The organism is Streptomyces abyssalis (assembly GCF_001751365.1).
GTDB lineage: Bacteria > Actinomycetota > Actinomycetes > Streptomycetales > Streptomycetaceae > Streptomyces > Streptomyces abyssalis.
Window position 1 is genome coordinate 139,805 of the sequence record NZ_LJGT01000036.1, and the last position, 23,564, is coordinate 163,368.

A 23,564-nucleotide genomic window follows, 5' to 3' on the forward strand; every position below is an offset into this window, starting at 1 on the left:
TCGCTTCTCAGGCGATCTCGTAGCGGAAGTCGGCGGGCCGGGGCCGCTCGTGGCCCAGCGGCATGATCAGCAGCGGCGTCTCCCCCGTACGCTCCAGGCGCAGCCGTTCGATGTAGGAGACGTTGTCGAAGCCGAGGGCGACGCCCGCGCCGAGGCCCATGGCGGTGCAGACCGTGTAGAAGGCCTGGGAGACGGCGCCGGTGGCAGCTCCGTACAGCCGGTATCCGCGGTCGCCGACGGCGTCGAGCACCGCGGTCGTACGGACGGCGGGCACGAGCACGGCACCGCTCTGTTCGAGGTTGTAGTTGGCGAGGAAGTAGTTCCGCTGCAGGAACTCGCCGTGCGGGCCGCCCGCCACCAGGCGGAGTGCGTGCGCGGCGGGATCGTATTCGTACGCTCCCGGCTCGATGTCCTCGACGTGGTTGACGAAGGCGTAGAGCTTCAACAGCTGTGCGCCTCCGGGCGGTTCGGCGTCGGTCTCCAGCGTCACGGCTGCCGACGCGGCCAGCGCGGTGCCCAGCTGCCGTGCGCCGAGCGGGCGTCGTGCGTCGAAGCGGCCGAAGCTGCTGCGCCGGCGCCGCAGGGCTTCACGCATGGTGACCGGTTCGGTGCGCGGCGGCGGGAGCGGGAGCGGGTCCCCGGTGTCCGGCAGGGGCCGCGCCCCGGCCGGGGCGAGTGCGCCGGGCGCGGGCCGGGACGCGGAGTCCTCCGCGGTGGCGGCGCGGACCCGTTCGAGGATGCCGAAGCCGAGGACCCTGCGGGAGAGTTCGACGTCGGTGTGCGGGACGCGCACGTCGTCCCGGTGTTCCCCGGGCTGCTCCAGCGGGCGGCTCTCCCCCGCCGGTCCCGCTTCGTCCCATCGCAGCGGTACGACGGCGAAGACGCCCTCCTGCTGTTCCCGTAGCCCCAGCAGCCGGTTCAGCTGCGGCTCGTCGAACCACATCAGCGGCTCGACGCTCAGGCCCCGCGAGCGTGCCCACATGCGCCAGCTCTGCAGGACCGTTCCGATGTCCATGCTGACGACGTGGAAGGAGAAGCTGTTGTACTTGAAGGAGTTCTGCCAGTACTTGACGCCGAGGACGAGGAACTGGTCGGTCTCCGGACCCGGTCCGCCGCAGCCTGCCGCCTCCCTCACCCGGCCGGACACGTCGCCCGTCAACAGCCTCTGCATGGCGTGGCGTTGACTGGCGTAGTAGTGCACGCCGGGTGTGAGCGGCCCGCTGGGCCCGTTCACCCAGTAGACGCTGACCGGGTAGAGCCCGCCTCCCGAGGCCACTCCCCGCGACCAGTTCGTCTGTGTGTAGTGGGGCAGCGCGGCGAGGTCGGTGTTGGCCTGTACGCCGAGGCGGCGGCCCACGAGTCCGCAGGTGTCCTGGAGCATCCCTGACAGCGCCGGGAGTGTGAACCGTCCTTCTGCCTGCGGTGCTTCGCCCGGCAGGCAGCCCGCGGCGGCGCCGGCCGTCCCGGGGAAGCCGGTGCGGGGAAGCGGGAAGGTGCCCGCTCGCGGATAGTGCTTGCCCTTCCTCGGACGGTCGGCCCAGTCGGGTACGAAGTCGGCCGGCTCCATCGGGACTCGGGCGCGGTGCTTGATGGCATCCGCGTAGTCACGGGCGTAACCCACGTGAGGTCTCCTTGTCTGAGCGTCGGGCCGGGTCAGGGGAACGGGTGCGGGGCGGGATTGAGGTCGTCCGGGTTCAACTCACCCGTGCGCAGCCCCGCTTCACACAGCGCGGTGCGCATCCTCGGCATGGTGCGGGCACGCTGGCGCGACCAGCCGAAGTCGATGGGGAGCAGGCCGGGCACGAGGACGCTGACGGTGTGCAGGCCGAGCGTCCGCTGCTCGGGCAGGGTCTGGTCGACCACGACGACGTCGAATCCGGCGTCGGTCACCCACTGCACGCAGCGCGTCAAGTGCCCGCGGATGCCGTCCCGCACGGGGGCACCGGCCGGCCGCAGCCCGGCCACGCTCCGCGCGGCGGACGGCCCCGGCTGCCGCAGCAGGAAGTCGGCGAAGCGACCCATCTCCGGTACGCCGTACAGCAGCGGATGATCGTGCAGCGCCGTGACCTTGCCGAAGTCGGCGGCCATGGCGAGCAGACGGGCCTCATCGCTCTCCGTGCGCGCCTGGAGGTTGACGGCGTCGGTGGCGATCTCGCACAGCGCACCCTCCAGTGCCGATTCCGGGTCGATGCCGGCGCCCGCGCCGAAGCACATCCGGCCCGTACCGCCGTCGAACCGCTCGGCCACGGCGGTGACCACGGGTACGGGGAAGGAGATCCTGGTGTCGAAGAAGCGCGCCCGGTATCCGTACATGGCGAGCCGGTCGGTCATGTGGCGGGTCGCGGCCCGTCCGCTCGTGGCGGGGTCGATCTCCGGCAGCGGCTGCCGCCCGTACCAGGCCAGCAGGAAGGCGTCGCGTTCGATGACCTCCATCAGCCCGAAGTAGACGGCCTCCTCCAGGGAGCCGCCCGACGCGCAGCCGTTGGAGCTCTCCTGCACGAACCGGTTCTCCAGGCCGGGCGCGTGGTAGTAGGTCAGCACCTCGGGCACCAGCCTGGGCGTCTCGTCACGCAGCGAGTACCCCCACACCCACGGGATGCTGCGGTCGGGTGCGAAGGGCGTGACCCGCGGGTTGTCCCGGTGGAACTCCTCGGAGTACAGGCCGGCTTGCCGGGGGTCGACGGCCTGCTCCCCTGCCTGCTCCAGCTCTTCCAGCGAGCGGCTGACCCGGGTCAGCTTGGCCCGCGGGCGCATCCCCGCGTAGCGCTCCAGGCCTTCCAGCACGCCGATGCGGACGCTGTCCGAGAAGGACGGCGCGTGCCCGCCCCAGAACGTCTCCCTCAGGTACTCGCCGGAACGCATGGAGAAGCAGCCGATGGCCGCGGAGGTCGACGTCGAGGAGACATCGTGCACGACGGACGGCCCCAAGGCCCCGCACACGGGATTGGCGAACGCGGACACGTCGATGCCGTACGAGGAGAGCGGGCGCACCCTGAACGTCCCCGGCCGGTGTTCGGGAGCGGGCCGCAGCACGATGCGGGCCGCTTCGTCGGTGTCGGCCGCGGGGGTGCCGCAGCGCGGGCACTCCGGGTCCGGTACGAGCGGGTAGTGACGCACCGTCAGGGTGCCCAGGTCGAGCAGATGCACCTCGGGGAACGGGCCGGACCCCCTCCGCCGCCCCAGAGCGGTGACGAGCGCCGCAATCGCGTCCACGGCGAAGGCCGTGCCGTGCGGCCACGCGCCGGCGGCACGTGTCCCGCCGCCGGTCTCCAGCGCGTCGCGCAGGGAGACGGAACGCACCGCCTGCCACCGGCGCGCGAGGCAGCGGCCGCAGGCGGGGGCACGCCCGCCGGGCCCGCCGTCGCGGTGCGGGCCGGGCCCGATGATCGCGTGGTGCCCGTAGATGTGCACGGGGTACGCCTCGGGTCCGCGGGCTCCTTCGGCTCCGTCCCCTGCGTCGCCTCCGGGGGGCAAGCTACCGCCGCGCGCAGCGAGTTCGTCGCGGCAGCCCAGCGCCGAGACGTACGCCGCCGGACCGCCGAGCCGTGCCAGGCTGCGGCGCAGCAGCCCGGCCAGGGCCTCCTCGTCGAAGCCGGCCTGCTCTTCGGAGCCGGCCTGCCCGTACGGCTGGCGGTACGGGGCGGCGGCGGGCGCCACCGCGTCACTGAGCGCCATGACCGGTGCCCTCGGTGAGCAGCACGCGGACGGTGGTGATGCCGGCGCCCGCCAGGTCGGCCGAGCCCGTGGGCACCAGCAGTGCGTCCCGTCCGGCCGCCCGCAGCCTCTCCAGTACGTCCGTCCAGGTACCCGGCTCCTCGTGCCCTTCCGCGGCGGGTGCGGAGGGGGTGACTGTCAGGGTGCCGGGGGCGAGGTCCTTCAGCAGCGGGTCGCCGGTGTCCGGGCAGGCGGGGCGCCCGGACTCCTCCTGTTCCGCGTACTGCTCCGGATTCCCGTACTCCTCCGGCTTCCCGTACTCCTCCGGCTTCCCGTGTTCCGCCTGCTCGCCGCCGAGTTGGATCTGCCCGAGCAGATCCCGGAGCGCGGCGACGGCGGCGGCCCCGCGGCTCGTCTCGCTGCCGAGCGCCCACAGCGCTCCCGAGCGGGCCAGCAGGACGCTGACGCCGCTCCGCCCGCTCTCCCCGAGGTCGAGCAGCTCCCAGCCGAGGCCGAGCTGCTCCATCGACCGTACGAGAAAGGTCAGTTCGGGTCCCGTTCCCGCGTCGGCCCCCTCCGTCCCGCCCTGTCCGCCCTCCGGTGGACCCGGGATGTCCACGGGCGCGGCGGCCGCGCCGCGGACGGCCCGCATCAGGGCGTCGTAGGCGAGCGCCGAGAGAAGACCTCGTGCGGCGGCGTCCGGCAGGGACCGGCCGGCGCCCGTGCCGGCACTCGTCGGCTCGAAGAGCCGGTCGGCGTTCCGCCCGGTGAAGGGCCGGACCGCGGCGGCGGGCACCAGCAGCCGCTCCTTGGTGATCAGCGAGGTCGCCACGGTCCAGGCCGTCACATCGCCCGCGGCGGCGCCCGTACCGCTCGAAGTGGTCAGCTCTGCGGGGCCGGTGACGCGCAGCGACCGGCGCGCCGCCAAGGGTGCCGCACCGCCGGGGAGCACGGGGACGGGTACGACGTGCTCGGCGTAGACACCCGCGGCCGCGTCGAGCGCCCGCATGCGGGCACCGGCCACATGGTGCACGTCGAAGGCGGTGATGCGGCGGAACGAACCGTGGCCGAGCCCGAGTTCGACGACTCCGGCCTTGAGCGGAAGCTGGGTGAGTTCCTCGTCAGCGAAGCGGGTGAAGACGCCCGCATGCGGATGTACGAGCGCGGAGCGCCGGTTCAGCTCGTCGACGAGGGCGTCGGCATCGCGTGCGGTCGCCGCAGTGGGCATGGGCACTTCGGCCGTGCCCGCCGACGACAGGTCCACGGCTGCCGCGTCCGCGCCGTCCCCGGCCGGATCGGCGGACCCCGCGGACCCCGCGGCCCCGGCCAACTCGCCCTCCACAGCGGCGGTCTGCCGGCCTTCCCTCCCCGCACCGGTGCCCTCTCCCGTGCGGGCAGCGGGGGTGCACATGGTGCAGCGCGGGTGCGGCAGCAGCGGCTCGGACGTGACGTCGAGAGAGGCCATGTCCTGGAGGACGAGGCGGCCGTCGGTCTCGGCCCCGAGGGCTCCGGTGGTGTACCGGAAGACCTCGTATCCGAGCATGTTGCCGATCATCGCCGCCTGCGGCCCGTCGGGGCGCCCGCCCGCCGGGTCCGCGCCGGGCAGCGCGAGCGCGCTCCACACGTCCGCCGCCGCGGCGGCGGAACCGGCGCGGGGTCCGCCGCCCGCTCCCAGCCGCAGCACGGCGCAGGAGAAGCAGCCCGTACGCGTACGGTCCATCAGCGGCCCCATGACGGCGAGTTCGCCGAACGACCAGGCCGGTACGAGCACGGTCCCCTCGGGAATGCCCTCGCGCAGAAGCGGGAAGAGCCGCTGCGCCGCGCGCGGCCCTCCGGTGACCACGACGGTGTCGAAGCGGCGCAGCTCGCTCCAGGACGGCGCGCCGGGGTCGCCGCCGTGTGCACCGGTGAGCGTGGTCAGCTCCACCGGGCAGCCGCCGGCGGCCGCTTCCGCCGCCTCCGCGTCGATGCCGGTCCGCTCGACCCCGGGCAGCAGTCCGATGGCCGACCCGCCGTTGCGTATGAGGCTGAGGACGCACCAGCGGGCGGTTTCGTCGTCGCCGACGACGGCCACGCGTGCTCTGCGGAACCGCTCGAAGCGGCGCTCGGGCGCATCGGCGTAGTGGTCCACGTAGGCGATCTGTGCCGCGAACCGGCGAGCCGCCTGCGGCGTGGGAAAGCCTTCGTCGCCGGGTGCGCCGTCGGGCACGGGGACGTCCCGCGCGAAGCCGCGGGTGTAGAGCGTCCTGACCAGTTCGCCGAGCATCGCGCGCTGCCGTTCGCCGAAGCCCGCGCTGATCTCCGCGACGGTGTGCTCGCCGTCCAGGTGCGGAACGATGAGCGTCGCGAAGCGGTAGGCCGACCTGGCGGTCAGCTGGAAGCCGCCGTCGGCGGTGTGGAAGAGCACCCCGTCGGGTGTCTCGGTGAAGAGCACGTCACGGCGTATGCGCGGACGGGACGCGGCTACGGCGTCGTAGGCGGCTGTGGCCATGTGGTGACACCCCTGGGTGGTCGGTGGTCGGTCGGCCCGCTTGGCGGGCGACGCTGCGGGGGCGGTGCTGGTGCTGTGCGGGTGCGAAGCAGTGCGGTCCGGTGCTGTACGTGCGGTGCGGTGCGGTGCCGAACGGTGCGGTGTGGTGCGGCGGTTCGGTCGACGTGGTGCGGGCGTGCGGTCAAGACGGTGCGGGCGGCGCCGTGTTGCGGCCGTGAGCGTGCGGCGGGGGCAGGGAGGGTGGGCACCGGGGCTGTCAGAGCCGGGCGGCGGAGCCCTTGCCGTCGGCCGCCCGGTGCGCCTCTCCCCCGCCGGGGTCACGGCCCGGATCGCCGGAGAGGCGGCGCGCAAAGCACCGCAGCAGTCCGTGCATGCGGTACGGGCCGGGCGGGCCTTCCTCCAACAGCCCCGCGTCCGCGAGCTGTTCGAGGATCTGCTCCGTCGCCGCAGGCGGGCCCGCACCCGTGATCCCGGCATCGTCCAGGCCCGTGAAGGCGGCGCTCTCACCGCTGCCGACGCGGACGAAGACCTCGGCAAGGCGCGGCTCGATGCGGTCCAGCGCCTCCTGGAAGATGTTCGGGACGGACATCCGCGGGTCGTCGGCGAGCGCGAGCCGCACCGGCAGGTCCTCGGCGAGCCAGTCGGCACAGTCGGCGATCCGCAGGGTCGGCCGCGTCAGCAGCCGGGCCGCTGCGATGCGCAGGCTGAGCGGGAAGTGACCGCACAGCACGGCAAGCCGGTCGGCGGCCTCGGGCTCCGCCTCGACCCGCTGAGCGCCGAGCGTGTTCACCAGCAACTGCCGTGACTCCTCGGCCCGGAAGGTGCCCAGCCGGTGCACGTGGCCGCCGTGGGTCGCCACGAGACCGGCCAGCCCTCGCCTGCTGGTCACGATCACCGCGCTCCCTGCGGCAGCGGGCAGCAGCGGACGCACCTGGTCGGCGGCGGTCACGTCGTCGAAGACGATCAGCCTCCGTCCCGCCGGCCCGCCGGACGCCCCCACCGGGTCCCCCGCTCCCGCCGGGCCCAGGGCGTCCAGCGCTTCGTGGGCCTCATCGGCGGTGACCGCACTGCCGTCGCCCCGCACCATGGGAAGTACGAAGACGCCTCCGGGGAACGATCCGCGGATGCCGTGGGCGGTGTGGAGCGCGAGCGCCGTCTTGCCGATGCCCGGGGCGCCCGTGACGACCACGAGGTCCGGGGCGGCGGCCTGTTCGCGCGTCAGCCGCTCGCCGATCGACTCGCAGTCGGCGGCACGTCCGGTGAAGCACGAGACGGGGCGTACGGGAACGGGCACCGTCAGGGCAGCCGCGGACGGAACGGCTTCCGGCACGGCAGCGGACGGCGGCCCGGCAGAGGGCAGTTGGACAGAGGGCAGTTCGGCAGACGGCAATTCGGCAGACGGCGGGACCGCCGGCGCACCGGGCGGCGGGGCGGCCGGAAGGGCAGGCGGCCCGTTGCCGACGCTTCCGCCGAGGTCGTCGCCCCGGAGGATGGACAGTTCCAGCCGTTGCAGCGAGGGGCCCGGGTCGACGCCGAGTTCCTCCTTCAGACGGGTCTTGACCCGGCGGTACTCCGCGAAGGCCTCGGCCTGCCGTCCCGTACGGTACAGCGCCTCGATGAGCTGCTCGGAGAACCGTTCGTGCCCGGGGTGCGTGCGTGCCGCCTCCCACAGCTCCACGAGGACCTGGCGGCACCGGCCCAGCGCGAGTTCGATGTCGCAGGCCCGTTCGAGAGCACGCAGCCGTTCCTCGGTGAGGCGGGGTACTTCGTCGCGGTGGAGCATCTGCGAGGAGACGTTCGCCAGCAGGGGCCCCTGCCACAGGGCCAGGGCCTCCTTGAGCAGGTACAGCTCGCTCTCGACGTCCGCCGCCTGGCGCGACCTGCCGACGAGTTCACGGAAATGGACGAGGTCGAGCGTGCCGGCGTCGGCGGGCATGCGGTAGCCGCCGGGAACGGCCTCTATCGCGCTGTCGGCGATGCCGTACTTGGAGAAGATCCTCCGCAGCCGCAGAACGCAGGTCTGCAGGGCGGCTCTTGCCGTGGCGGGCTGTTCATCGTCCCACAGTGCCCTGAGCAGATAGCCCGTGGCGACAACGGTGTTGGGGTGCGAGAGCAGGGCGGCGAGAAGGCTCGTGGGCTTGGACGGCTGGAGAACGACGGCATTCTCTCCGTCTGCGATACTCAACGGCCCGAGCAGCTGAAAGCGCATCCGTCTGTCCCCCGGTTTCCTTCTGGTCCAGGCCTGTTGCGGCCGGCATCGGAACAGAACCGGATTCGCCGCAGATGGTCGTCGGTGCCAACTGGTCTTTCTTCACGTGCTGGTCGTCTTTCACGTGCTGCACCCCCGTCTTCGCACCCGTGAGTGCGAAGTGATCGCAGTGCCATGGGAATTGGTCCGGGAGCTTCGCCCTGCTTCGGAAATGCGTTGTGGTCCGTACCACGGCGGCGCGGCAGCGCAATACCGGGCATCATCGGCAAGTCCGACAAGTGGGAAGTCCCGACGGCATTCTAGGGAGCACGGGAATGCCGGTCGAGACTTCTGTCAAAGCACATGCAATTCTGGACGCACATATGGGCCATGTCCGGGCAAGTCACGCCTGGGACACCGCAGTTCGCTCCCGCCGGCACCTGCCCGCTCCCGCCCCGCAGGACGGACCGGCTTCAGCTTCACCGCTGCGCCGGCCGCGCCTCGTCCACCGTCGCGGCAGGGGGCCCGGCCCCGGGGCCGTCCCCCTCGCCGCCGCTGCCACGGAGGGCCCGGCGTCGCCGCATCCACCCCCGCAGGGCGCCGGCCGCGGGCTCGGTCCAGCGGGCGGCCGGCGGTCCGGCGACGACCAGGAGCAGCACATACGCCGTCGCGAGCGGCCCGATGCGCGGCTCGGTGCTCACGGCGAGCCCGGCGACGACGATGGAGAACTCGCCACGCGCGACGAGGGCGCCGCCCGCCCGCAGCCGCCCGCGGCGGCTGATCCCGGCACGCCGCGCCGCGTACCAGCCGGTGACGATCTTGGTGGCGATGGTGACGGCGGCCAGCAGCAACGCGGGGAACAGCACCGGCGGGATCTCTGACGGCGTCGTCGACAGCCCGAAGAAGACGAAGAAGACGGCGGCGAACAGGTCCCGCAGCGGCGTGAGCAAAGCCCGCGCGTTCTCCGCGGTCTCCCCCGAGAGCGCGATGCCGACGAGGAACGCGCCGACCGCTGCGGAGACTTGGAGCTTCTGCGCGATCCCGGCGACGAGCAGCGTCAGGCCGAGAACGACGAGCAGCAGCAGCTCCGGCGTATCGGAGCTGACAGCCCGGCTTATGACCCGCCCGTGCCGCAGGGCGACGTACAGCACCGCTCCGACGGTCCCCAGCGCCACCAGCAGGGTGACGCTGCCGCCCGCCACGCCCGCGCCGGCGAGCAGCGCGCTGAGCAGCGGGAGATACACCGCCATGGACAGGTCCTCCATGACGAGTACGCCGAGGACGACCGGGGTCTCGCGGTTGCCGAGACGGCGAAGGTCCGTGAGGACCTTCGCGATCACTCCGGACGAGGAGATCCAGGTGACTCCGGCGAGTGCCAGCACTCCGGCGGGCCCCCAGCCCAGCAGCAGCCCGGCGAGGGCGCCGGGTGTGGCGTTGAGCAGGAAGTCGACCATTCCGGAGGGGTATTGGGTCTTCAGGCTCGTCACGAGTTCGGACGCGGTGTATTCGAGGCCGAGCAGCAGCAGGAGCAGGATCACCCCTATCTCCGCGCCGACCTCGATGAACCCCTCGCTGGCGCTGAGCGGGAAGAAACCGCCGTGCCCGAAGGCGAGACCGCCCAGCAGGTAGAGCGGTATCGGTGACATGCCGATGCGCCCGGCGAAACGTCCCACGAGGCCGAGGCCGAGGATCACGGCGCCCAGTTCGATCAGCAGAACAGTGGTGTCGTGCACGCGCCCGGCCCGTCCCTTCCGTCCTCACGGGACCGGCCGGGACGGCCCGTCCCTCCGTGTCGCCCCTGTGCCGTCGCGGCGCCTGGGTCCGGCCCGTCGCACGGCCAGGTGTCAGGTGTCAGGTGCCGCTGATGATGCGCGCCAGTTCGTCGACGCCCTCGCGGGTGCCGACCGCGACCACCGCGTCACCGGCTTCGAGCCGGAACTCCGGCCCGGGAGAGGGGTGCGGTCCCGTGCGGCGGAGCACCGCCACGATGTAGGCGCCGGTGCGGGTGCGGGCGCGGGTCTCCCCCAACGGGCGGCTGCGGTACGGGGAATGGGTCGTCACCGGAATCCGCTCGGTGACCAGGTCCAGGTCCATCTCGCCGGTACCGAGCCCGGGGGTGTCCGGGGGTGCGAGCAGCTCGGCCAGGGACGCCGCCTCATCGGTGTCGAGCGGCACCGTGGCCTGGCAGGCGTCGGGGTCGTCCGGCTCGTAGAAGCCGAGGAACCGCCGCCCGTCCTGATGGGCGACGACGGAGATGTGGCGGCCCGCCCGGGTCTCGATGTCGTACTGCGTGCCGACTCCCGGCAGCTTGGTGCGCTGCGTGGTCATGGCTGCCTCTGCCTCCTCGGAGAGTGCGATACGGGCCGCACACGGGCGGCGAGGACGAGAGTAACCCGCACGGCGCACCCGCCTCGAACCGCACCCTTCACCCGCAACCGCGTGCTCGGTCCGGCTTCGGTCCCGCCGCACGCGGCTGTCACGCGCACCAGCAGCACGCGGCGGCAGCACGCACCCGCCGCACCAGGTGCCCGCCGTCAGGTGACCGCCGTCAGGCGGTCGCGTCAGGAGCCGTCCGGGTCGGCGCGCTCCAGCGCCGGCTTCGGCCCCGGCTCGGCCTCCGTCAGCAGATAGTCGGCCGCGGCGGTGTCGGTGACGATGCTGGTGACCAGGCCGGAGCGCAGCACCGCTCCGATGGCCTCCGCCTTGCGCTGCCCTCCGGCGATGGCGATCACCTCGGGGACGCGGCGCAGCCGCTCGGCCTCGACGGTGATGCAGCGCTCCCCCAGGTCACGTCCGATGCGGCGGCCGCTCTTGTCGAAGAGGTGCGCGGACATCTCCGCCGCCACTCCCAGCGAGGAGTAGTGCTCGCGCTCGGAGTCGCTGAGCATGTCGTGGACGGTGGAGATTCCCGGTTCCCAGGAGCCGATGGAGACGGCGGCGACGGTGACCTTGTCGAAGTACTCGAAGGCGCGCGCGATGCCCGTCTGGCTGCGCAGAGCCGCGGCGGTCGCGGGGTCGGGCAGCAGCATCGGGGCGTACACCGGGTGCGCCTCGCCGCCGGCGACCTCGGCTGCCCGCCGTACGGCCTCGACGGATCCGCGGTCGGCGGTGCCCGCGTCGTAGACACCGGTGAGCTGCACGACCGTGCAGGGCGGCAGCTGGCGCAGCGCGGCCGCCATGTGTGTGGTGGAGCGGCCCCAGGCGAGGCCCAGCACATCTCCTTCGGTGACGAGTTCACCGAGGAGGCCGGCTGCGACCTCGCCCAGGTTCTCGGGGTCGGCGCCGTCGTCGGCTGCCTCGGACGGCGACTCGACGACCACGACGTGCCGCAGCCCGTAGCGGGCGCGGAGCGCGTCCGAGCGGTCGGCGTCCAGTTCCGCGGGGACTCTGATCTCGATACGGACCAGGTCCCGCTCCAGCGCCGTCTCCAGAACCCGCGCCACTTTGAAGCGGCTCACGCCGAACTCGTCCGCGATCTGGATCTTGGATTTGCCCTCAAGGTAGAAGCGGCGTGCCATGGCCGCCGCCTGCATGAGCTCGGCGGGTCCCATACGTGTGGTCCGACCCGACGACACCGCACTCACCTCACTGTCCTGCCGTACGTACGCATCAGCGCTGAGCGTTCATCCTTGCAGATCCCCGGTTGCCTCGATCCCACTCTGCGTCCCCGGCCGGCTCCGGACGGCATGTCCGGTGCCTGAATCCAGTGTGCGCACACGCCCACGCGCGCAGAACCGGAGGCGGTGCGGATACGGGGGTCAGCTCCCCGGCACGCGGGTCACCGGGGGGCCGTGCCGGATCCGCCGGCTCTGCGGGCCGCCTCCTCCGCCTGCTGGCGCAGGCCCCGTACGGCCGCCGCGGGGTCGTCGGTGCCGTAGACCGACGAGCCGGCGACGAAGACGTCCGCACCGGCCTCGGCGCACTGCTCGATGGTGGAGGCGGAGACCCCGCCGTCGACCTGGAGCCACATCTCCAGGCCGTGCTTGTCCATCAGCTGCCGGGCGCGGCGGATCTTCGGCAGCATTATGTCGAGGAATGCCTGCCCGCCGAATCCGGGTTCGACCGTCATCACCAGCAGCATGTCCAGCTCCGGCAGCAGATCCTCGTACAGCTCGACGGGGGTGGCGGGCTTGAGGGCCATCGACGCCCGGGCGCCGAGTGCCTTGATCTCGCGCGCGAGCCGTACGGGAGCTGCCGCCGCCTCCGCGTGGAAGGTGACGGAGCGGGCACCGGCGTCGACGTACTGCGGCGCCCAGCGGTCCGGTTCCTCGATCATCAGGTGGCAGTCCAGCGGGATGTCGGTCGCCTTGCTCAACGCCTCGACGACGGGTGTCCCGAGGGTGAGGTTGGGGACGAAGTGGCTGTCCATGACGTCGACATGGAGCCAGTCCGCGCCGGTCACCGCATCGGCCTCGTCGGCGAGACGCGCGAAGTCGGCCGAGAGGATGCTGGGGCTGATCTGAGCCATGTGCCTGCTGCCTGCCTGTCCGGACCGTCGGGCCGGGGCGTGTTCCGCCCGTCCCGTCTGAGCTGCCCCCGGGCCGTACGGCGCCGGGCGTGCGGCCCCGGGGCGTCCGGGTGCCGCACGCCGGATCATGTCATCCGCCGGGCGGTGCCTCTCGCGCGGCCACGGCTTACCGGCCGGGTGCCCGCGTCGGGGCGCACCGTGCGACCCTCACGGCGGCTCGCACGGTGCGTGAACACGCGGCCGCCCGCAGCGGAACCGTCCGCCGCGGGCCGGGCCGTCCGCCGGAGTGTGCTCAGAGCCAGCCTGGGACGACGAAGAACAGCCACGTCACCGGCGGTGCGATGGCGACCATGCTGAATCCCCAGACCATCAGCCGCCGGAACACCATGTCCCGTTGTTCCTTCGGGGAGTTCGCGGTGACCAGCGCGCCGCTGGTGGAGAAGGGCGAGGAGTCGACCACGGACGAGGAGATCGCGAGAGCGACGATGAGCCCGACCGCACCCACGTGACCGTCCTGCAGGAAGGGCACGGCCAGCGGGATGAGCGCGCCCAGGATGCCGGTGGTGGAGGCGAAGGCCGACACCACTGCGCCGATGAAGCAGATCAGCAGCGCGCCCAGCAGCGGAGCGTTGATACCGGCCACGCTCTCACCGAGGTAGTCGATGGTCCCCATGTTCTCCATCATCGTGACGAACGTGACGATGCCGCAGACGAGAAGGACCGTGGACCAGGCGCAGGCGTCGACCGCTCCCTTGGCGGACGCCGGGTTCACCAGGGTGAGCACGACGCCGACGGTGAGCGCCATGAGACCGGGGTCGGCCTCGAAGAAGAGCGTCCCGACGACCATGCCGACGAGCCCGACGAGTGTGAGGATCCGGATGCCGTTCAGCTTTACGGCTTCTTCCTCCTCCACGTCGGCGTCCGCACCGCTCCCGCCCGCGGGAGCTGTCACCGGCGCCGGGGAACCGCCGGTCCTGGTCGCCGTCGCCGCTGTGCCGCCCTCCGCACCGGGCTCTGTCTTCCCGTCGCCGGCCGGTGCGCCGGCCGTGACCAGCGAACCGCCCTCGTCCTCACCGGAGTCCGCCGCCGGGTCCTTGGATTCGCCGTCGGCACGGCGTCCGATCAGGCTGCGCCCGCCGAACAGGAAGAAGACGACGAGGCTGAGGACGACGTTGAAGAGGAAGGAGGCAACGAAGAGGAGAGTCGGATTGGCCTCGAGTTCGCTCTTGGCCACGACGCCGTTCGTGATACTGCCGAAGATGCTGATCGGCGAGAAACCGCCGGCGCTGGCTCCGTTGATGATCAGCAGGCCCATGAGGACGGGATTGATCCGGTAGCGCACGCAGAATCCCATGCCGATGGGGGCGATGATCCCCACGGCTGCCGGAACGACCGCGCCCGTGGCCGTGAGCACCGCCGTGACCAGGAACATCACCCAGGGGATGAGTGCGATCCTGCCGCCCACGGCCTGTGTCGCCGAATGGACGAGCCAGTTCACCGTTCCGTTGTTCGTGGCGATGGCGAAAAGGAATGTGACACCGACGAGCACGACGAAGAGGTCGCCCGGGAATCCGCCGAATATGTCGTCCGCGGACTGACCCATGAAACCGCTTCCGATCACAAAGGCAGCGACAATGGCCAGTGCGCCCATGTGGACCGATGTAAGGGTGGCGATGGCGAATACCAGGACCAACCCGATGATGGATATGACATGAACTGACACGAGGCTTCCTCGCCTTCGGTCGAACGGTCACTTCAAAGGCGTGCCGGCGCAAATCCGAGCCGGAATCAGAAACCTTTCCGGGCCCTGTGACTCCGCCGTTGCGAGCGCTTCTGGGGATTGCCCGCAAAACGCCAAACCATTCCGCGATCCGGAATCCGATTTTCGCCTTGGGTGAGTATGAGAGGGGGGTCGGGGCCCGTCAAGACTTCGCGCGAGGATCCTTCATCCGCCGTCGCCCTCCTCGTGCGCGCGTCCCAGAGCTGTGCTGATTCTCTTGGCCGCCTCGTTGACGAGAGCGCCGTAGACGGGTCTCGCCTCGTCCGTCATGCGGCTCGTCGGCACGTTGATGCTGATGCTGGCGACCGGAAGCCCTGCCTCCCCGATGACCGCCGACGCCACGGCCGAGACGTCAGCGCGCCACTCGCCGCTGTTGGTCGCCCAGCCCCGCTCCCGCGTCCTGGCCAGTTCGGCGCGCAGCCGGGCCGCATCGGTGATCGTCGTGTCGGTGAACTCCCGCAGACCCTCGGCGATGTAGCGCTCGACGGCTTCCTGCGGGTCGGCGGCCAGCACCGCCTTCCCGTTGGCGGATGCGTGCACGGCGAGGTTCTGCCCGAGCGGCAGGATGATCCGTACGGGCTGCGACGTCTCGAGGCGCTCGACCAGCACCACCTTGCTGCCCTCGCGGACCGCCAGGTGAACCGTCTCGTCGGTACGGCGGCGCAGCTCCTCCATCACGGGCAGCGCGATGTCGCGCAGGCCCAGCTCGTCGGTGGCGTGCCGGCCGACGTGCAGCGCCTTGGTGGTGACGACCCAGCGCGTGGGGACGGAGCCGGTCGGCCGGATCCACCCCGCCTCCTTCAGCGTGACGAGCGTGCGCTGCACGGAGGACTTGGGCAGGCCCATCGCCCGTGCCAGGTCGGCGACGCCGATCGGCTGGCGGACGGCGAGTTCTTCGAGAGCCCGGAGGGCGTTGAGGACGTTCTGCATCCATTGACTCGTTCCGTGGGGGAACCTTAGGCTCCGGTGTGCCGCCAGACGATACAGCGTGCCGTATAACGGCACAAGCCCTTGCGAGGAGCCGGCTCATGACGCCGCGTACCGGTCGCCACTTCCTGCAGATCCCCGGACCGACCAACGTCCCCGACCGGGTGCTGCGCGCCATGTCGGCGCCGACGATGGACCACCGCGGGCCGGAGTTCTCGGCACTGACGCACCGTCTGCTCGACGGACTGGGCCCGGTGTTCGGCACGACAGGGCCAGTCGTGATCTATCCCGCCTCCGGGACGGGCGCCTGGGAGGCGGCGCTGGTCAACACGCTCAGCCCCGGCGACCGGGTGCTCAGCTTCGAGACGGGTCACTTCTCCGCCCTCTGGCGGGAGATGGCCGGTTCGCTCGGCCTGGAGACCGCCACCGACTTCGTGCCCGGTGACTGGCGGCACGGCGCCGACCCCGGCGTCCTCGCCGAGCGGCTCACCGCCGACAAGCAGCACGCGATCAAGGCGGTCTGCGTCGTGCACAACGAGACCTCCACGGGGGTGGCAAGCCGCATCCCGGAGATCCGCCGGGCCATGGACGAGGCGGGACACCCGGCGCTGCTGCTCGTCGACACCATCTCCTCGCTCGGATCCATCGACTACCGGCACGACGAGTGGGGCGTGGACGTCACCGTCGCCGGCTCGCAGAAGGGTCTGATGCTGCCGCCGGGCCTGAGCTTCAACGCCGTCAGCGACAAGGCGCTCGCCGCCTCCCGCACGGCCCGGCTGCCGAAGGTCTTCTGGGACTGGAAGCCGGTCATCGAGGCGAACCGGCAGGGCTCGTTCCCGTACACCCCTGCCACCAACCTGCTCTACGGACTCGAAGAGGCGCTGGGCATGCTCCGCGAGGAGGGCCTGCCGCAGGTCTTCGCCCGGCACGCCCGGCACGCCGCCGCCACCCGCGCCGCGGTGCGCGGCTGGGGCCTGGAGGTCCTCTGCCTGGACGAGCGGGAGCACTCCGGGTCGCTCACGGCGGTGCTGATGCCGGACGGACACGACGCCGACAAGCTACGCAAGATCATCCTTGAGCGGTTCGACATGTCGCTGGGCGCCGGCCTCGGGAAGCTGTCCGGCCGGGTCTTCCGCATCGGTCACCTCGGCCAGATCGGCGACCTCACCCTTGCGGGGACGCTCGCCGGTGTGCAGATGGGGCTCGAACTCGCCGGCGTGCCCGTCGGCACCGGCGGCCTCGGTGCGGCGCTGGACACACTGCGCGCGGAATGACCGGCCGCGCCGCCCACGCCGTGCCCGCCCGGCCCGTCCCCCTGCTCCTCCCTCTCCTCGCCTCTCCCGCTTCTTCCTCCGTCCCGCCCACGCCGGTTCCGCGGCGTCCACGAGCACTTGGAGTCCGCAGCACATGACAGCGATCAGCGGCGACGCACCGTCCACGGGCGCCGGCCCCGCGGCCCGTGAGGTGGAGGCCCGCCTGCGCGGTGAGGTCGAGGGAGAGGTCGACTTCGACGACTACACCCGCCACCTCTTCTCCCGCGACGCGAGCATGTACGCCATCGAGCCGCTGGGCGTCGTCTTCCCCCGTCACGAGGGCGACGTGCAGGCGGCGGTGGCGGCGGCAGCCGAGGCGGGCGTCCCCGTCGTGCCGCGCGGCGCCGGTACGTCCCTGGCCGGGCAGACCATCGGCCCAGGTCTCGTACTGGACCTGTCCCGCCACATGAACCGCGTCGTGGAGATCGATACGGAGCGGCGCACGGCGCTGGTCGAGGCCGGCGTGGTCCAGGACCAGCTCAACCGGGCCGCGGCCGGGCACGGTCTGATGTTCGGGCCGGACACCTCCACCAGCAACCGCGCCACCGTCGGCGGGATGATCGGCAACAACTCGGCCGGCAGCGGCTCGATCCGTTACGGCATGACGATCGACCACGTCCGCGAACTCGACGTCGTGCTCTCCGACGCGACGACGGCCCACCTGGCCCCCGTCGACGAGGCCGAGCGCGTACGCCGCGCCGGACTGCCGACGCTGGAGGGGCGGCTCTACCGCGAACTGCCGCGCATCGTCGAGGAGAACGCCGAGGCGATCGCCGAGGGCATGCCCCAGTTCTGGCGCCGCGCCTGCGGCTACCGGCTCGACAGACTGGCCCGCCCGGGCGCGGAGTTCGACCTGGCGAAGTTCACCGTCGGCTCCGAAGGCACTCTGGTGCTGGCCACCCGCGCCCTCGTCGACCTCGTGCCCAAGCCCGCCCGTACGGTGATCGCCGTCGGGCACTTCACCTCCGTCGCCGGGGCGGTCGCCGCCACCGAGGACGCTCTGGCCTGCGACCCGTCGGCCGTGGAGATGATGGACCGTACGATCCTCGACCTGTCCCGGAAGAAGATCGAATACGCCTCCCTGAGCACCATCCTCGAAGGCGACCCGGAAGCCCTCCTCTTCGTCAGCTTCACCGGCGACGACGAGCGCGAACTGACCGGCAGGCTGGAGGAGCTCACGGCCCTGTGGCGGCGGCACGGCCACGGCTACCACACGCTCCAGGCCGTCACCCCGGCCCAGCAGAGCTCACTGCTGAAGGTCCGCAAGTCCTCACTCGGGCTGCTGATGGCGGCCAGCGAGGGCACGCGCCGGCCGCTCGCCTTCATCGAGGACACCGCGGTCGACCCTGTCCACCTCGCCGACTACACCAGGCGCTTCAAGCAGGTGCTGGACAGCCACGGGCTGGACGCGGGCTTCTACGGCCACTGCTCGGTCGGCTGTCTGCACATCCGTCCGTTCGTCGACACCGCCGACCCGGCGCAGGTCGCGACGATGCGCACCGTCGCGGAGGAGATCAAGGACCTCGTGCGGGAGTACGGCGGCGTCAACTCCAGCGAGCACGGCGACGGCCTGGCCCGCAGCGAGTTCAACCGCGAGATCTTCGGCGACGAGTTGTACGAGGCGATGCGCCGCGTGAAGGGCCTCTTCGACCCGGACGACCGGCTCAACCCCGGAAAGATCGTCGACGCCCCGTCCATGACGGACAACCTCCGTGACCCGGCGCTCCCGCCGGCCCGGGAGCTGCGTACCCGGCTGGACTTCGAGGTCGTCGGCGGCATGCGCGGCGCCGCGGACCGCTGCATGAACATCGGGCTGTGCCGCAAGGCCGACGCCGGGACGATGTGCCCGTCGTACATGGCGACCCTCAAGGAGGAGGACTCCACCCGCGGACGGGCCAACGCGCTGGTCAAGGCGCTCTCGGACCCCGACCCGCACCGCGCGCTGGGCGACGGGCGCCTCCACGAGGTCCTCGACCTCTGCCTGATGTGCAAGGCGTGCAAGAGCGAGTGCCCCCTCGGCGTCGACATGGCCAACCTGAAGGCGGAGTCCCTCGCCCACCACCACGACGAGCACGGAATCCCGCGCAGATCACGGCTGTTCGCCTCCATCCGCAGGCTGAACCGGCTCGGCTCGGCCACCGCCCCGCTGTCCAACCTCCCGGGACGTCTCCAGTTCCTGCGCACCCTGATGGACCGGTGGCTGGGCATCACACCGTCCCGGCCGCTGCCGGTGTTCGAACGGCACAACCTCGTGCGCTGGTTCCGGCGGCGCAGGCCCGCCGCGGGTGACCGGGCGGCACCGGCAGGGCAGCAGACGGCCCCCGGATCACAGGGCACGGTCACCTACCTCGCCGACTCCTTCACCACCTACACCGAGCCCGGGATCGGCCGCGCCGCCATCGAACTGCTGGAACGGGCGGGCTGGCACGTCGCCCTGGAGTCCCGGGGCTGCTGCGGCCGTTCGGCCTTCTCCAAGGGCCTCCTCGACGAGGCGAAGGAACAGGCGCGCGGGCTTGCCCGGCTGCTGTCGGAGACGGCACCGGCCGGCTCTCCCGTAGTCGGCTGCGAACCCTCGTGCCTGATGACGCTGCGCGACGAGCACCGGGCCATGCTGCCGCAGGACGCGGCGGTGGCGGACATCTCGGGCCGCGTACGCCAGGTCGAGGAGCTGCTCGGCGAGGCGGTCGACGACGGAAGGCTGAGCCTCGACGCGGACTCCTGGCCCGCGGGGCGGCGCATCCTGTACCACGGTCACTGCCACCAGAAGGCCGAGGTCGGCACCGCTGCCACGGTCGCGCTGCTGAAGCGGATCCCGGGTGCGGAAGTCGTCGAACTGGACGCCGGCTGCTGCGGAATGGCCGGCTCCTTCGGCTTCGAGTCCGAACACTACGAGACGTCCATGACCGTCGGCGGCGACCGCCTCTTCCCCGCGATCGAGGCCGAGGCCGACGGGACCGTCGTCGCGGCCAGCGGAGTCTCCTGCCGGCAGCAGATCTTCCACGGCACCGAACGCAACGCCTGGCACCCCGTCGAGCTGCTGCGCGCGGCGCTGCCGAAGACCGGAGCCCGGAGCGGAACCGGAGCCGGTGGCGGAACCGGCACCGGCGCAACCGCCACCGCACCCGAAGGAGAGAAGGCGCAGTGACGACCGGCCAGAGCACGGGCGCCCTCGACGGCGTACGCGTCGTCGACCTCACCCAGGTGATGGCGGGCCCGTACTGCACGATGCTCCTCGCCGACCTCGGGGCGGACGTGATCAAGGTCGAACCCCCCGGCACCGGCGACCAGACCCGCAGCGGCTGGGACTCACCCGGGCCCGGCCACGACAGCGCCTCCTTCCACGCCCTGAACCGCAACAAGCGCAGCGTCGCCCTCGATCTGCGCTCCGAGGAGGGGCAGCGGCACTTCCGCACGCTCGTCGCCGACGCGGACGTCGTCGTGGAGAACTTCCGCCCCGGAGTCGCCGACCGCCTGGGCGTCGGCTACGAGGCCGTGCGCAAGACCAGGCCGGACATCGTCTACGCGTCGATCTCGGGCTTCGGGCAGTACGGCCCGTACGCCCAGCGCCCCGGCTACGACCTGATCGCCCAGAGCATGGCCGGAGCTCTCAGCGTCACGGGCGAGGGAGACGGGCCCCCCGTCAAGTGCGGCCTGCCCGTGGGCGATCTCGGCGCGGGGATGCTGTGTGCCGTGGCCGTCCTGGGCGCGTACGTGCACCGCACCCGCACCGGAGAGGGCCAGTACCTGGAGACTTCGCTGTACGAAGCGGTGCTGGCGATGTCGGTCTGGGAGTCCACGGAGTTCTTCTCCACCGGGCAGGCGCCGCGCCGCCTCGGCTCCGCGCACCGGATGACAGCGCCCTACCAGGCCGTGCGTACCGCGGACGGATACGTCACCGTCGCCGCCAACACCCAGCGCCTGTGGGAACGGCTCTGCACCGCGCTCGGCCTCGAACACCTCACCGGCGACGGCCGGTTCGCGACGAACACGGCACGCATGGAGCACCGGGCGGAGCTGATCGCCCTGCTGGAGGGACGGCTGGCGACCGAGCCGACCGGCGAGACCGTGGCCAGGCTCCTCGACGCCGGTGTGCCCGCCGGGCCGATCCTGGACTACGAGCAGCTGCTCGGAGACGACCCGGACCCGCACGCCGAAGCACGCGGCATGGTCGAGGAGTACGACCACCCCGTGGCCGGCCGGAAGCGGGTCCTCGGCTTCCCCGTCAAGCTGGGCCGCACCCCGGCGCGGATGCGCCGCCATCCGCCGCTCCTCGGGCAGCACAACGACGAACTCCTGGGGGACGCATGAGCGCCGTGGAACAGCTTCCGACCGTCAGCTGGAGCGAGGAGAAGGTGCCGGGAACCGGCGGCTCCGTCGCCCGTCTCGTCCTCTCCAACCCGGCCCGGCGCAACGCCCTCACGCTGAGCATGTACGACCAGCTCCACCAGGCCTGCGAGGAGATCGACGCGGCCCCGCACCTCCGGGTGACGGTGCTGCGCGGAGCGGGCGGTGAGGCGTTCGCCGCCGGCACCGACATCGGCGAGTTCCGTGACTTCACCGGCGCCGACGGCGTGGACTACGAGCGGCGCGTCGGACGTGCCGTCGAACGCCTCGCGGCGCTGCGCATGCCCGTGATCGCAGCCGTCGAGGGCCCCGCCGTCGGCGGCGGGCTGGCCCTGGCCGCGTCCTGCGACATCGTGGTGTGCACTCCCGGTGCGGTCTTCGGAGCGCCCATCGCCCGCACGCTGGGGAACTGCCTCGCCCCGGCCGTCGTCGCCCGGCTGTACGCCTGCCTGGGCCGGGCCCGCACGCTGCGCGCCCTGCTCACGGCCGAACTGATCGGCGCGCAGGAGGCGTACGAGGCGGGCTTCGTGGGCCAAGTCGCGAGCCAGGCCGACGACGGCACCGGCGGCCTCGACGACCACGTCGCCCGGCTCACCGCCCGCATCGCGGCCTGCGCGCCGCTGACCCTGGCGGCGCTGAAGGAGGCCGACCGGCGCGTGCTGGCCGGTTCGGTGCCCGGACCCGCGGACGATCTGTACGAACTGTGCTACGGCAGCCGCGACTTCCGCGAAGGCGTCTCGTCCTTCCTCGGCAAGCGAGCCCCCGAGTGGCAGGGCCGCTGACGCACGGAGCGGGGGCAGGTCCGTGTCGCCGGTCCGGTCCCGTCCCGCCGATGCCCGTCCCCGCGATGCCCGTCAGCCGCCGTCGGCCGTGCGTCGCAGCAGCGCCAGGTACATCGCGTCGGTGCCGTGCAGATGCGGCCACAGCTGTACGTCGGGGCCGTCGCCGAGGCCCGGCATGTCCGGCAGCAGCGGGCGCGCGTCGATCAGTTCCGCGCCGGTCTCCTTGACCAGGTCGTCGACGACCGCGCGGGTCTCCGCCGGGTGCGGCGAGCACGTCGCATAGCCGACGGCTCCGCCCACGCGCACCGAGTTCAGCGCCTGCCGCAGCAGGTCCCGCTGGAGCGGCGCGAACCCCGGCACGTCCTCCGGGCGGCGACGCCAGCGCGCCTCGGGGCGGCGGCGCAGCGCCCCGAGCCCCGTGCACGGGACGTCGACGAGCACGCGGTCGAAGGTGCCCGGACGCCAGGCGGGGCGGGTGGCGTCGGCGGTGACCACCGCGTACGGACCGGGGTTGCCCTCCAGGGCGCGGCTCACGAGCCCCGCCCTGTGCGGCTGCTTCTCGGCGGCGACGAGCACCGCGCCGCGCTGCGCCGCCAGGGCGGCCAGCAGCGCCGCCTTGCCGCCGGGGCCGGCGCAGCCGTCCAGCCACAATTCGTCCCGGGGCGTCCCACCGGCACCGTCCGTCTCGTCCGCCGCGCCCGCGACGCCCGGCCGCAGGGGTGCGGCGGCCAGCGCGAGAGCGACGAGCTGGCTGCCCTCGTCCTGCACCCCGGCGCGCCCTTCCCGTACGGCCCGCAGCTCGCCCGGGTCGCCGCCCTCGGTGAGCCGGACGGCGTGCGGCGACCAGCGTCCGGGCACGGCGTCGCCGGTGAGCAGCTCCTCGGCGGTCGCGCGGCCGGGACGTGCGACGAGGGTGACTTCGGGCCGTTCGTTGTCGGCCTCCAGCAGCTCCTCCATGCCGGCGCTGCCGCCGCCGAGCGCGTCCCACAGCGCCGAGACGATCCACCGCGGGTGTGCGTGACGGATGCCCAGGTGCTCCTCGGGGTCCTCGTCGTAGGGCGGCGCGACCTTCTCCAGCCAGCCCTCGAGGTCGTGCGTGGTGATCTTGCGGAGCACGGCGTTGACGAACTTGGCGCGCCCGTCCCCCAGTACCACCCGTGCGAGTTCGACCGTGGCGCTGACCGCTGCGTGCGCGGGGACTCGGGTGCCCAGGAGCTGGTGGGCACCGAGACAGAGCACGTCCAGCACGGGCGGGTCCACCTCGCGCAGGGGCCGGTCGACGCACTCGGCGATGATCTCGTCGTAGGTGCCCTGCCATCGCAGCGTTCCGTAGACGAGCTCGGTGGCGAGCGCCGCGTCCCTCGCGTCGAACTGCCCCTCGGCGCGGGCCTTCTGCAGCAGCGGCGGCAGTACGAGGTTGGCGTAGGCGTCGCGCTCGCCGACCGCCCGCAGCGCGTCGAAGGCGAGGACGCGGACGGGGTCCTTGCGGGGGCGGCGGTACGGCTTGGAGGGGCGGCGCGGCCGGTTGCTCAAGGGAAGGTGCTCCGGTGCTGGGATGACGAGTGTCCGGCCGGGCGGCCGGGGTTCACTGGCCGGCGGGGCGGACGGGATCTTCTC

The 23,564-nt window shown here is 72.3% G+C and carries 15 protein-coding genes; 4 read left to right on the forward strand and 11 right to left on the reverse strand.

Features of this window, described 5'->3' with window-relative positions; genetic code table 11:
- Window positions 1-7 precede the first annotated feature (7 nt).
- The 10 genes from AN215_RS01400 to AN215_RS01445 all read right to left on the reverse strand — a co-directional run bounded on the left by AN215_RS01400 (window position 8) and on the right by AN215_RS01445 (window position 15,511).
- Window positions 8-1,621 carry a nitroreductase family protein gene (locus tag AN215_RS01400; RefSeq protein WP_070012656.1) on the reverse strand — a complete coding sequence of 538 codons (1,614 nt, stop codon included), beginning with the start codon at window positions 1,619-1,621 and terminating at the stop codon, window positions 8-10.
- Window positions 1,622-1,653: 32 nt separating this feature from the next.
- Entirely contained in the window at window positions 1,654-3,675 is a 2,022-nt protein-coding gene (locus AN215_RS01405) for a TOMM precursor leader peptide-binding protein (protein WP_079122588.1), read from the reverse strand.
- Window positions 3,662-6,145 (reverse strand): TOMM precursor leader peptide-binding protein, encoded by a 2,484-nt coding sequence (locus AN215_RS01410; RefSeq protein WP_070012655.1) that lies wholly within the window; start codon window positions 6,143-6,145, stop codon window positions 3,662-3,664. The genes AN215_RS01405 and AN215_RS01410 overlap by 14 nt, the downstream gene beginning before the upstream one ends.
- A gap of 256 nt (window positions 6,146-6,401) precedes the next feature.
- The gene (locus AN215_RS01415) at window positions 6,402-8,354 is read right to left on the reverse strand and encodes an AfsR/SARP family transcriptional regulator (RefSeq protein WP_070012654.1); all 1,953 of its coding nucleotides are present in this window, start codon (window positions 8,352-8,354) and stop codon (window positions 6,402-6,404) included.
- Between the two features lie 458 nt (window positions 8,355-8,812).
- Entirely contained in the window at window positions 8,813-10,066 is a 1,254-nt protein-coding gene (locus tag AN215_RS01420) for a cation:proton antiporter (protein ID WP_070012653.1), read from the reverse strand.
- Window positions 10,067-10,184: 118 nt separating this feature from the next.
- On the reverse strand, window positions 10,185-10,661 hold the full coding sequence (locus AN215_RS01425) for a cation:proton antiporter regulatory subunit (RefSeq protein ID WP_070012652.1): 477 nt from the start codon (window positions 10,659-10,661) through the stop codon (window positions 10,185-10,187).
- 233 nt (window positions 10,662-10,894) lie between these two features.
- The gene (locus AN215_RS01430; RefSeq protein ID WP_171904108.1) at window positions 10,895-11,884 is read right to left on the reverse strand and encodes a sugar-binding transcriptional regulator; all 990 of its coding nucleotides are present in this window, start codon (window positions 11,882-11,884) and stop codon (window positions 10,895-10,897) included.
- 227 nt (window positions 11,885-12,111) lie between these two features.
- Window positions 12,112-12,801 carry a ribulose-phosphate 3-epimerase gene (gene rpe, locus AN215_RS01435; protein WP_070012651.1) on the reverse strand — a complete coding sequence of 230 codons (690 nt, stop codon included), beginning with the start codon at window positions 12,799-12,801 and terminating at the stop codon, window positions 12,112-12,114.
- Window positions 12,802-13,093: 292 nt separating this feature from the next.
- Window positions 13,094-14,524, reverse strand: a complete 1,431-nt coding sequence (locus AN215_RS01440) for an SLC13 family permease (protein WP_070012650.1) — start codon at window positions 14,522-14,524, stop codon at window positions 13,094-13,096.
- A 222-nt stretch (window positions 14,525-14,746) separates the two neighbouring features.
- On the reverse strand, window positions 14,747-15,511 hold the full coding sequence (locus AN215_RS01445) for an IclR family transcriptional regulator (protein WP_070012649.1): 765 nt from the start codon (window positions 15,509-15,511) through the stop codon (window positions 14,747-14,749).
- 98 nt (window positions 15,512-15,609) lie between these two features.
- Between AN215_RS01445 and AN215_RS01450 the strand changes: the two genes are divergently transcribed.
- The 4 genes from AN215_RS01450 (at window position 15,610) to AN215_RS01465 (ending at window position 21,947) form a co-directional block, all read left to right on the forward strand.
- Entirely contained in the window at window positions 15,610-16,782 is a 1,173-nt protein-coding gene (locus tag AN215_RS01450) for a pyridoxal-phosphate-dependent aminotransferase family protein (RefSeq protein ID WP_070012648.1), read from the forward strand.
- Between the two features lie 133 nt (window positions 16,783-16,915).
- Window positions 16,916-19,966, forward strand: coding sequence for an FAD-binding and (Fe-S)-binding domain-containing protein (locus AN215_RS01455; RefSeq protein WP_079122589.1), 3,051 nt, complete (start codon window positions 16,916-16,918; stop codon window positions 19,964-19,966).
- Window positions 19,963-21,129 (forward strand): CaiB/BaiF CoA transferase family protein, encoded by a 1,167-nt coding sequence (locus AN215_RS01460; RefSeq protein WP_216093859.1) that lies wholly within the window; start codon window positions 19,963-19,965, stop codon window positions 21,127-21,129. The genes AN215_RS01455 and AN215_RS01460 overlap by 4 nt, the downstream gene beginning before the upstream one ends.
- Window positions 21,126-21,947, forward strand: a complete 822-nt coding sequence (locus AN215_RS01465) for an enoyl-CoA hydratase (protein WP_079122590.1) — start codon at window positions 21,126-21,128, stop codon at window positions 21,945-21,947. The genes AN215_RS01460 and AN215_RS01465 overlap by 4 nt, the downstream gene beginning before the upstream one ends.
- A 72-nt stretch (window positions 21,948-22,019) precedes the next feature.
- On the opposite strand, the gene AN215_RS01470 is transcribed toward AN215_RS01465, so the two are convergent.
- Window positions 22,020-23,480: an RsmB/NOP family class I SAM-dependent RNA methyltransferase gene (locus AN215_RS01470; protein ID WP_070012647.1), complete on the reverse strand. Its 1,461-nt coding sequence runs from the start codon at window positions 23,478-23,480 to the stop codon at window positions 22,020-22,022.
- Window positions 23,481-23,564 lie beyond the last annotated feature (84 nt).

Bases quoted from the DNA above. Each gene is read 5' to 3' on its own strand.
- AN215_RS01455 (WP_079122589.1), top strand. From the start codon at position 16,916: ATGACAGCGATCAGCGGCGACGCACCGTCCACGGGCGCCGGCCCCGCG.
- AN215_RS01405 (WP_079122588.1), bottom strand. From the start codon at position 3,675: ATGGCGCTCAGTGACGCGGTGGCGCCCGCCGCCGCCCCGTACCGCCAG.
- AN215_RS01450 (WP_070012648.1), top strand. From the start codon at position 15,610: ATGACGCCGCGTACCGGTCGCCACTTCCTGCAGATCCCCGGACCGACC.
- AN215_RS01465 (WP_079122590.1), top strand. From the start codon at position 21,126: ATGAGCGCCGTGGAACAGCTTCCGACCGTCAGCTGGAGCGAGGAGAAG.
- AN215_RS01425 (WP_070012652.1), bottom strand. From the start codon at position 10,661: ATGACCACGCAGCGCACCAAGCTGCCGGGAGTCGGCACGCAGTACGAC.
- AN215_RS01415 (WP_070012654.1), bottom strand. From the start codon at position 8,354: ATGCGCTTTCAGCTGCTCGGGCCGTTGAGTATCGCAGACGGAGAGAAT.
- AN215_RS01410 (WP_070012655.1), bottom strand. From the start codon at position 6,145: ATGGCCACAGCCGCCTACGACGCCGTAGCCGCGTCCCGTCCGCGCATA.
- AN215_RS01445 (WP_070012649.1), bottom strand. From the start codon at position 15,511: ATGCAGAACGTCCTCAACGCCCTCCGGGCTCTCGAAGAACTCGCCGTC.
- AN215_RS01430 (WP_171904108.1), bottom strand. From the start codon at position 11,884: ATGGGACCCGCCGAGCTCATGCAGGCGGCGGCCATGGCACGCCGCTTC.
- rpe (WP_070012651.1), bottom strand. From the start codon at position 12,801: ATGGCTCAGATCAGCCCCAGCATCCTCTCGGCCGACTTCGCGCGTCTC.